Annotated in this window: 2 protein-coding genes; both read right to left on the reverse strand. The window is 65.8% G+C overall.

The genetic code is table 11. The features are described from left to right. Positions 1 to 357: ATP-binding cassette domain-containing protein (locus tag ACWGRX_RS26950; protein ID WP_452120064.1), on the reverse strand; the 357-nt coding region annotated here is incomplete at its 3' end. Beyond that, on the reverse strand, positions 347 to 1,102 hold a 756-nt coding region (locus ACWGRX_RS26955), incomplete at its 5' end, for an ABC transporter ATP-binding protein (protein ID WP_452120065.1). The genes ACWGRX_RS26955 and ACWGRX_RS26950, both read right to left, overlap by 11 nt.

The following is a 1,102-nucleotide window of genomic DNA, read 5'->3' on the forward strand; positions in this document are numbered from 1 at the left end:
CTGCGGCGGCAGCATCAGGTTCTCCTCGACCGAGAGGGTCGAGTAGATGCCGCGCTCCTCGGGGACATAGCCGAGGCCGAGCCTGGCGATGGCGCGCGAGGGCAGCGAGATCGTCTCCTTGCCGGCGAAGTTGACCGAGCCCTTGCGCTTGCCGATCACGCCCATGATCGACTTCAGCGTCGTCGTCTTGCCGGCGCCGTTGCGGCCGAGCAGGGTCACCACCTCGCCCTCGCCGACATCGAGGTCGATGCCGTGCAGGACATGGCTCTCGCCATACCAGGCTTCGAGGCCGCGCACCTTCAGCAGCGGCATCGTCCCGGCCTGCGCCTTGCGCTCCAGGGTCGCTTCAATGGCCATGGCCGACTCCCGAGCCGATATAGGCCTCGACCACGCGCGGGTCCTTCGAGACCGTGGCATAGTCGCCTTCGGCCAGGACCTGGCCGCGGGCGAGCACGGTGATGCGGTCCGACAGCGAGGCCACCACCGAGAGGTTGTGCTCGACCATCAGGATGGTGCGGTTCTTCGAGACCTTGCGGATTAGCGTCGCGATCCGCTCGATGTCCTCGCGGCCCATGCCGGCCATCGGTTCGTCGAGCAGCAGCATTTCCGGGTCGAGCGCCAGGGTCGTGGCGATCTCGAGCGCGCGCTTGCGGCCATAGGAGAGCTCGACCGCCGGCAGATCGGCGAAGGAGGACAGACCAACGGCCTCGACCAGCGCCAGCGCCTCCTTGTCGAGCGAACGCAGCACGTCTTCGGAACGCCAGAAATCGAAGGAGTTGCCGCGTTTGCGCTGCAGCGCGATGCGGACATTGTTCATCACGCTGAGCTGCGGGAACACCGCCGAGATCTGGAACGAGCGCACCAGGCCGAGCCGTGCGATCTCCGCCGGCTTCTGCCGCGTGATGTCGCGCCCGTTATAGACGATCGACCCGCGCGTCGGCGCGAGAAACTTGGTCAGGAGATTGAAGCAGGTCGTCTTCCCGGCGCCGTTCGGCCCGATCAGCGCGTGGATCGTGCCGCGTTTGACGCTGAGATCGACCCCATTGACTGCTGTGAAGCCGGCGAATTCTTTCGTAAGACCCGACGTCGAGAGAATAACATC

It is taken from the genome of Allobosea sp. NPDC055594 (genome assembly GCF_053618995.1).